This is a genomic window from Mycobacterium sp. UM_11 (assembly GCF_001414075.1).
GTDB lineage: Bacteria > Actinomycetota > Actinomycetes > Mycobacteriales > Mycobacteriaceae > Mycobacterium.
Genome location: NZ_LATC01000001.1, coordinates 132,907 through 140,750 on the forward strand (window position 1 = coordinate 132,907; position 7,844 = coordinate 140,750).

The following is a 7,844-nucleotide window of genomic DNA, read 5'->3' on the forward strand; positions in this document are numbered from 1 at the left end:
AAACACGTAGGGAGACAGAGCGTTGAGTGTCGACGACGTCGTCAGCGGCAGCGACCGCAAGAAAAACACCTTCCACTTCGACCGGCATTCGCCGGAGTACCGGTCGCAGTTCAAGGCGATCACCAAGGAGATGCACGCCAAGTGCCCGATGGCATGGAGTGACACTTACGGCGGGCACTGGGTCGCGGCCGGCAGCCACGAGGTCTTCGAGCTGGCCCGCTGCCCCGCGGTGTCCAACGATCACGACATCCACGGGGAACGCCGCGGCTATAAAGGCATTTCGATCCCCACCGCCAGCCGCGTCAGCGCGGTCCGGGGCGGCATCCTCGAGATGGACGAACCCGAGCACCGCATCTATCGCACGGTGCTCAACCCCTACCTGTCGCCCGCCGCAGTCAAGCGCTGGGAACCCTTCATCGACGACGTGACGCGCGCCTGCCTGGACGAGAAGATCGAGGAGGGCAGGATCGACTTCGTCGACGACCTGGCCAACATCGTGCCGGCCGTCCTGACGCTGGCCATGCTGGGCATTCCGCTGAAGAAGTGGAACATGTACAGCGAGCCGGTGCACGCCGCGGTCTACACCCCCGAGCACTCCCCGGACATCGAGCGCGTCACCGAGATGCACCGCCAGATGGGGCTCGACATGGTCAACACCATGATCGAGATTCGCGAGAACCCGCGGCCTGGAATCGTCAACGCGCTGCTGCAGATGCGCATCGACGGCGAGCCCGCCCCGGATCTGGAGATCCTCGGCAACCTCGGCCTGGTCATCGGGGGTGGATTCGACACCACCACCGCGCTGACCGCCCACTCGCTGGAATGGCTCTCCGAGCATCCCGCCGAACGCGAACTGCTCAGCGAGCAACGCAAGACGCTGCTGGACCCCGCGACCGAGGAATTCCTGCGTTACTTCACCCCCGCGCCCGGCGACGGCCGGACATTCTCCGACGACGTCGAACTCGACGGCACGCGATTCAAAGAGGGGGAGCGCCTATGGATTTCCTGGGCGATGGCCAACCGCGACCCGGCGGTGTTCCACGACCCGGACGACATCGTCCTGGACCGTAAAGGCAACCGCCACTTCAGCTTCGGATTGGGCGTGCACCGGTGCGCCGGATCGAACGTGGCACGCACCGTGTTCAAATCCATGCTGACCGCGGTTCTGGACCGGATACCCGACTACAAGTGCGACCCCGAGGGCACCGTTCACTACGAGACCATCGGCGTCATCCAGGGCATGCGCAAGTTGCCGGCCACCTTCACCCCCGGCCGAAAAATCGGCGAGGGCCTGGACGCGACGCTGGAGAAGCTGCAGCGCATCTGCGACGAACAAGAGCTCGCCAGGCCGATCACCGAACGCAAGGAAGCCGCGGTTATCGACTAGGTGGGCGCGCGACTTCACCCCGGCGACAGCCGGACGCCGACGGCGCCAATTATTACGAGTAGCCATGTTCACGGTGGCCGCACCCTATATTTGGGCCAAGCGCGTATGCAGAGATGGGAGACGCATCGGTGAAGACTTTCGCAGTGAGCCTTGCGCTTGCCATGGTCGCGCTGACTGTCCCGCCCAGCGCCCACGCGGGCATGCCGTATGCCAACTACAGGGTGGACACGACCCGGGACCCCGGCCACAGCTGGATTTGGTCGATCAACCCGTGCGCCCACCCGGAGCCGGAATGCGTGAGCGTGTACGCAACTCCGCAGCCCAACGGGCAAGCGGCGCCCTACCGGGGAGACGCCCGTCTGTCCAACGGCCGCTACACCCTGTCCGTTGATGTGCCCGACGGTGTGCGCTGCGTGGTCCAGTTCTTTCCCTCGCACGACGTGTACTCGTGGGATGCGGTGACGCTGGCGGGTCAAGTCGACTCGACGTTCGACACCGGCTGCGGCGGCGGACCGGGGGGCACCAGCAGTTGGCCCTTCTCGCTCGTGCGATGGTAGCCGCGTGAGAGGTACAGGAGTCGGTTGATCATGAGGGCTGCGGGCAGTAAGCACGATGGCTGAGGCAAAGAAAACGCGGGACGATTCGGCCACTTCGAAAACTGACGTGAAGGCGTTACTCGAGGAAGCCGAGGCCGAGGCAGCCGAAGCCGAAGCGCTGGCCGCCGCGGCGCGCGCCCGCGCTCGTGCCGCCCGGCTCCGCCGCGAAGCGCAGGCGGCCGAGGACGCTGCGGCCGCCGAAGCCGGCGAGGACAAATCGCCCGACGCCGGCCAGGACGCAACCGGCACCGCCGAAGCGGAGATCGAGGACGACGTCACCCAAACTGTCGAAGCCACGGATGGCGACGAACCGCAGACCGAGGAGGAAGCGTCCGACGAGCCCCCGGAAGACGCGGAATCGGAGGCCGAGCCCGCACGGTCCCGGCGGCGGCTGCACCTGCCATCGCTGTCGGCGGCGTGGAAAGCGGCCGCCATCGTGCTCATCGTTGCCTTCACCGCGGCCAGCGGATACATGATGTGGAACCGCCATGAAACCGTCGAGCGCAATCAGCGCGCCGCGAACTTCATCGCGGGGGCCCGCCAGGGTGTCGTCAACTTGACCTCTATGGACTTCAACAAGGCTAAGGAGGATGTCCAGCGGGTGATCGACAGCTCGACCGGCCAGTTCCGGGACGACTTCCAGGCCCGTGCAAAGGATTTCACGACCGTCGTCGAGCAGTCCAAAGTGGTCACGCAGGGAACCGTGAATGCGGCGGCCGTGCAATCCATAAACGGGGATTTCGCGTTGGTTCTCGTCGCGGCGACATCGCACATCACCAACGCAGCGGGCGCCAAAGACGAACCGCGCAATTGGCGACTCAAGGTGACCGTCAAAGACGAAGCCGGGCAATACAAGATGTCCAACGTGGAGTTCATCCCATGAGCGAGGACAAGCAGAGCACCGACACCGCCGACGACTCTGCCGAACAGACCGACCGCGGTGAAAGCAGCGAGCCTCGCGCGCGGCGGCAAGTGAAAGCCGTTCCCGTCATCCTGATTTCACTGCTGTTGATTTCCGGTGGCGTGGCGACCTGGCTGTATTTCAAGCAATACCGGCCCGATAAACAAACCGACACCCGCGTCGCGAACACGGTCGTAAGCGCGGCGTCCGACGGAACGGTCGCCTTGCTGTCGTATTCGCCCGACACCCTCGACAAGGACTTCGCCGCCGCCAAGACGCACCTGTCCGGCGATTTCCTGTCGTACTACAACCAGTTCACCGACCAGATCGTCGCTCCGGCGGCCAAACAGAAGTCGCTGAAAACCAGCGCCCGGGTGATAGGCGCCGCGGTCTCGGAGTTGCGGCCCGACTCGGCGGTCGTGCTGGTGCTGGTCGACCAGAGCACCACCAGCAAGGACAACCCCGACCCCGCGATGGCGTCCAGCAGCGTGCTGGTGAGTCTGGCCCGGGTCAACGGCCAGTGGCTGATCACCAAATTCGACCCGGTCTAGCCAGCCGCGTTGCCCGGGGCGGCTAGCCTCGCGGGAGCCCGAGCACCCGTTGGGCGATGATGTTGCGCTGGATCTCCGAGGTGCCCCCGGCGATCGTGCCGGAGAAGCTGCGGGCGTAGCGCTCGAACCAACTGGCGAAGTAGTGGTCGAGGTTCATGTGCGCGTACGGCCCCGTCAGCCCGGGATGGACGAGCCCGTCGGATCCCGCCGACGTGAGCGCGAGCTCCATGCCGCGCAGCTCGGCCTCGGATCCGAGCAGCTTCAGGACCGAGATCGCCGCCACGTCATCTTCGCCGCGCGCGGCGCGGGCCAGGGCCACTGAACCCAGCAGCCGCAGCGCCTGCTTGTCCATGATCGTGCTGGCGTACTGATCGCGCTCGACCTCCGTGCTGGGGTGGAAGTCGTCGATCATGTTGTCGAGTCGATCGGCGAAACCCAGCCACATCATCGTGCGTTCGTGGCCCAGCGAACCGTTGGCGACCCGCCAGCCCTGGTCGAGTTCACCGACCAGATTCTCCGCCGGCACGCGGACATCGGTGAAGAAGACCTCATTGAAATCCAGGTCGTCGGCACCGCAGATCGACGGGAACGGCCGGCGCACCACACCGGGGGTGTCGGTGGAGATGATCAGCACGCTGATTCCCTTGTGTTTCGGCACATCTGGATTGGTCCGAACGAACGTCAGCAGGACGTCGGCATCGTGGGCGCCCGAGGTCCACACCTTCTGCCCGTTAACCACGAAGTGATCACCGTCCAGCACCGCGCGCGTGCGCAGCGACGCCAAATCGGAGCCCGCGCTGGGTTCGCTCATCCCCAGCGACGCGGTGATCTCGGCCCGCAGGATGGGCACGGCCCAGCGCCGCTTCTGCTCGTCGCTTCCGAACGACAACAGCGAAGCGGCAACGATATTCACGCCCTGCGGGTTGAAGCTGTGGTAGATCCGTCGGCGGCTGAGTTCCTCGAGGTAAACGAACTGCTGGATGACCGTCGCGTTGCGGCCGCCGAACTCCGGCGGCTGGCTCGGCAGCAGCCAGCCGTTGTCGAACAGCAGCCGCTGCCAGTCGCGCGCCCACTGCGGCATGTGCGAGACGGAGCGCGGTCGCTCGAGCGTTTCGCTTGCGGGGGGCAGGTTTTCGTCGAGGAACGCCGAAAACTCGGCCCGGAACTCCTCGACGTCGGAATCAAAAGTCAGCTGCACGGTATTCCTCCGCGATCCGCGCCCGGTGCTCGGCCGCGCCGCCGAGCATCAGCTCACCCGCTTTGGCCCGCTTCAGCGCGAACTGCAGATCGTTCTCCCACGTGAATCCCATTGCGCCATGCAGCTGTAGGCCGTGCCGGAACACCAGCGACTGGCATTCCCCCGCCGACGCCTTGGCCATCGCCGCCGCCAGCCGGCGGCGCGGATCGTTGGCGGCGATCGTCAGCGCAGCGAAGTACGCAAGCGCGCGGGCGCGTTCCACCGCGACGTGCATGTCGGCCGCCTTGTGCTGGACGGCCTGGAACGAGCCGATCGGCACACCGAACTGCTGACGGCTACGCACGTGTTCGAGCGCCAGATCGAGGATCCGTTGGCAGGCGCCGACCATCGTGATCGCCATGCCCGTCAAGGCAATATGCCTCGCGCGCTCGCAATCGACGGCGAGGCGGGCGGTGTCGGGTACGCGGACTTCGTTGAACGACAAGTCGGCGACGTGCAGGACGGGGTCGAACACCGCGACCCGCCGGGCGGTTACCTGATTGGCCCCGGCGAGGAACACCCCGGCGTCGGTCACCACCGCCAGCCGGTCGACCCGATCGCCGTCGAGCACATGGCGCGCGGTCCCGTCCAGCACCCAACCCTCGGCGTCCCGGTGCGCCACGACACCGGCGTACACGGCGGTGCCCGACTGGTGCGGATCGAAGTGCTCGGCCGCCAGCGGCGCGAACTGACTCATCGTCGCCAGGAATGGGGTGGGATCGGTGGCGTGCCCCAGTTCCTCGAGGATGATGGCGAGCTCCACCGTGCTCTCGGGGTCATTCAGCTCGGTCCAACCCTGGTCGACGTAGGCCTTCCACAATCCTTCCCAGCGGGGCGTTGGGTCGCCCTTGTCCTCGGCCACGCTCCGGACCAGCGAGGGCGGGCACTGCTTGGCGACGGCGTCGCGCACGGTGCTCTGCCACAGCCGCTGATCAGCATCGAATTCCAACAGCATCCGCGCCGCCTCCTGTCGTCACCGCCATTGCGAGAATAACATTCTCCGATGTGAAAGTAATAATCTCGGAATACGGTCATGGGCTCACCAGCCGCAGGTGACACCGCGCGCCCGAGGTCGCCCACCTGGCCGCCTCCGGGCGGCGCGCCAGCGTCGCGTCGTCGACCGGCTCGTCGGTGAAACGTCGGATGGTCCGCGCCGTCGACATCACTTCCCGGACGTCAGCGCTTGCTCCGATCACCGCGCGAATCTGAAGGGGGACAGCTGAATTGGTCGACGGCGAGTCCGGGGCGGATGTGGTGTGAGCCCGCGAAAGCTCGAACAAGGTGCATTGACCCTCGACTGTAGACCGCGCGGCAAGGGCCGCGATGGAAGACTGCGCTCGGGGCGATTACAAGCGCCGACGCCTCCACGACGAAGGAGAAGACCATTGGATCGCGAAACCTACCAGCGGGGACTGCACGTCCGCTCCGAGGTGCTCGGCGAGGAGTACGTCAACCGCGCCCTGGCCGACGCGGACGACTTCACCAGGCCGCTACAGGATCTCGTCACCGAATACTGCTGGGGAGCCATCTGGGGTCGCGAAGAGCTGCCCCGGAAGACGCGCAGCATGCTCAACCTGGCGATGATCTCGGTGTTGAACCGGCCGAACGAATTACGCACGCACGTCAAGGCGGCGTTGACCAACGGCGTCAGCCGCGAGGAGATCCGCGAGATCTTCCTGCAGGTGGCGATCTACGCCGGGGTGCCGGCGGCCGTCGACAGCTTCCGCATCGCGCGCGAGGCCTTCGCCGAGCTAGGGGACTAGGGCCGCGTCGTGGAGGTGGGATTCATCGGGCTCGGCAACATGGGCTTTCCCATGGCGCGCCGCCTGATTCAGGAAAGCCATGAGGTCGTCGCCTTCGACACCCGCGAGGCGGCGCTGCGGCGCATCGTCGACCTCGGCGCGCGCGCCGCGTCGTCACCGAAGGAAGTCGCCGACCGTACCGAAACCGTAATGGCCAGCCTCCCGACGCCGCTCGCCTCGCTCGAGGTCGCGACGCGCGTTCTCGAGGGGGCGCGGGTCAAGCGCTATGTCGACCTGTCCACCGTCGGCAGCCGCACCGCCGTGCAGATCCATGACCGACTCGCCGAGCGAAACATCGCGGCACTCGACAGTCCGGTCAGCGGCGGGGTCGGCGGAGCGGAGAAGGGCGCGCTCGCGGTCATGGTGTCCGGCCCGCGCGCCGAATTCGACGCTGTGCGAACCACACTCGCGGTGATCGGCCGGCCCTTCTACGTCGGGCCCAAACCCGGCTCGGCGCAGACGATGAAGCTGGCCAACAACATCCTGGCGGCCAACGTCCTGGCCGCCACCGCAGAGGTCGTCGTGATGGGCGTCAAGGCCGGTCTCGACCCCGGCGTGATGATCGAGGTGCTCAACGCCGGCTCGGGCGCGACCAGCGCGAGCCGCGACAAATTCCCCCGCGCGATCCTCCCGCGGACCTTCGACTACGGGTTTGCCACCGGGTTGATGGTCAAGGACGTGCGCCTGTATCTGGAGGAGGCGGAGGCGCTCGGCGTGCCGACGGACGTCGCCGCAACCATCGCCCGCCTCTGGGAGCGGACCGCGGATGACCAGGGCGCCGATTCCGACTTCACCGCGGTGATCAAACCTTTCGAGAAGGCCGCCGGGGTGACCGTGGGCAGCCCGAACGAGTAAGTCCGTCGGCGCGCTTCGACCGGCGCCGGACCTGCGGTCGCGACGACGAGAATGGTATTATTCCGATTTAAGAACGATACTTGCACGCTAACTGCGAAAGTGCCCTCCACCAGGGACGATGGTTAAACGAAACGCTTACGGGAAACACATTGATGGACCGCTGAAGAAAATGTTAGATTATCTATCATATGACCCGAGTGGGGTCGCTTCGACTGCCGATGGATGGCCTTCGTGATCGAACACGCCGACGGAACCCGCACACCGCTCATCGACGCGAGCGTGCACATCTTCTTTCCGTCCAACAAGGCGCTGCGGGAGACCCTGCGCGAGCCGTTCAAGAGCCGCGGCTTCCCCGATTACGAGATGGACTGGTACGGGGCACCGGGCGGTGAATACGCGCCCGACACCGAGGGCCCGGACCGCCAGTACCCCGGCTCGGACCCGGAATTCGTTGCCAGCGAACTCTTTTCGAAGCGCGGCGTCGACATCGCGGTGCCTGTCTCTTATACACATCT

Annotated in this window: 8 protein-coding genes and 2 pseudogenes; 7 read left to right on the forward strand and 3 right to left on the reverse strand. The window is 66.0% G+C overall.

Going from position 1 to position 7,844, the window contains the following annotated elements; all coding sequences use genetic code 11:
* Nucleotides 1-22: 22 nt before the first annotated feature.
* From WU80_RS00680 to WU80_RS00695, 4 genes are all read left to right on the forward strand, one after another.
* A complete protein-coding gene (locus tag WU80_RS00680) occupies nucleotides 23-1,387 on the forward strand; it encodes a cytochrome P450 (RefSeq protein WP_055405379.1) in 1,365 nt (454 codons plus the stop codon).
* Between the two features lie 113 nt (nucleotides 1,388-1,500).
* Nucleotides 1,501-1,944 carry a hypothetical protein gene (locus tag WU80_RS00685; protein WP_197281331.1) on the forward strand — a complete coding sequence of 148 codons (444 nt, stop codon included), beginning with the start codon at nucleotides 1,501-1,503 and terminating at the stop codon, nucleotides 1,942-1,944.
* Between the two features lie 55 nt (nucleotides 1,945-1,999).
* Entirely contained in the window at nucleotides 2,000-2,866 is an 867-nt protein-coding gene (locus tag WU80_RS00690) for a hypothetical protein (protein WP_055405381.1), read from the forward strand.
* Nucleotides 2,863-3,435 carry a hypothetical protein gene (locus WU80_RS00695; RefSeq protein ID WP_055405382.1) on the forward strand — a complete coding sequence of 191 codons (573 nt, stop codon included), beginning with the start codon at nucleotides 2,863-2,865 and terminating at the stop codon, nucleotides 3,433-3,435. The genes WU80_RS00690 and WU80_RS00695 overlap by 4 nt, the downstream gene beginning before the upstream one ends.
* Nucleotides 3,436-3,457: 22 nt before the next feature.
* Here the strand turns inward: WU80_RS00695 and WU80_RS00700 are convergent, their stop codons facing one another.
* The 3 genes and pseudogenes from WU80_RS00700 to WU80_RS25175 all read right to left on the reverse strand — a co-directional run.
* Nucleotides 3,458-4,633: an acyl-CoA dehydrogenase family protein gene (locus tag WU80_RS00700; RefSeq protein WP_055405383.1), complete on the reverse strand. Its 1,176-nt coding sequence runs from the start codon at nucleotides 4,631-4,633 to the stop codon at nucleotides 3,458-3,460.
* Entirely contained in the window at nucleotides 4,617-5,627 is a 1,011-nt protein-coding gene (locus WU80_RS00705) for an acyl-CoA dehydrogenase family protein (protein ID WP_055405384.1), read from the reverse strand. The genes WU80_RS00700 and WU80_RS00705 overlap by 17 nt, the downstream gene beginning before the upstream one ends.
* A 106-nt stretch (nucleotides 5,628-5,733) precedes the next feature.
* A pseudogene (locus WU80_RS25175) lies at nucleotides 5,734-5,868 on the reverse strand (nitroreductase); the annotation flags it as partial.
* Nucleotides 5,869-6,057: 189 nt separating this feature from the next.
* On the opposite strand from WU80_RS25175, the gene WU80_RS00710 reads away from it, so the two are divergent.
* The 3 genes and pseudogenes from WU80_RS00710 to WU80_RS00720 form a co-directional block, all read left to right on the forward strand.
* A complete protein-coding gene (locus tag WU80_RS00710; RefSeq protein ID WP_055405385.1) occupies nucleotides 6,058-6,435 on the forward strand; it encodes a carboxymuconolactone decarboxylase family protein in 378 nt (125 codons plus the stop codon).
* A 9-nt stretch (nucleotides 6,436-6,444) separates the two neighbouring features.
* Complete coding sequence (locus WU80_RS00715; RefSeq protein WP_055405386.1) at nucleotides 6,445-7,329, forward strand: NAD(P)-dependent oxidoreductase; 885 nt, start codon at nucleotides 6,445-6,447, stop codon at nucleotides 7,327-7,329.
* 231 nt (nucleotides 7,330-7,560) lie between these two features.
* Nucleotides 7,561-7,844, forward strand: a pseudogene (locus tag WU80_RS00720) (amidohydrolase); the annotation flags it as partial.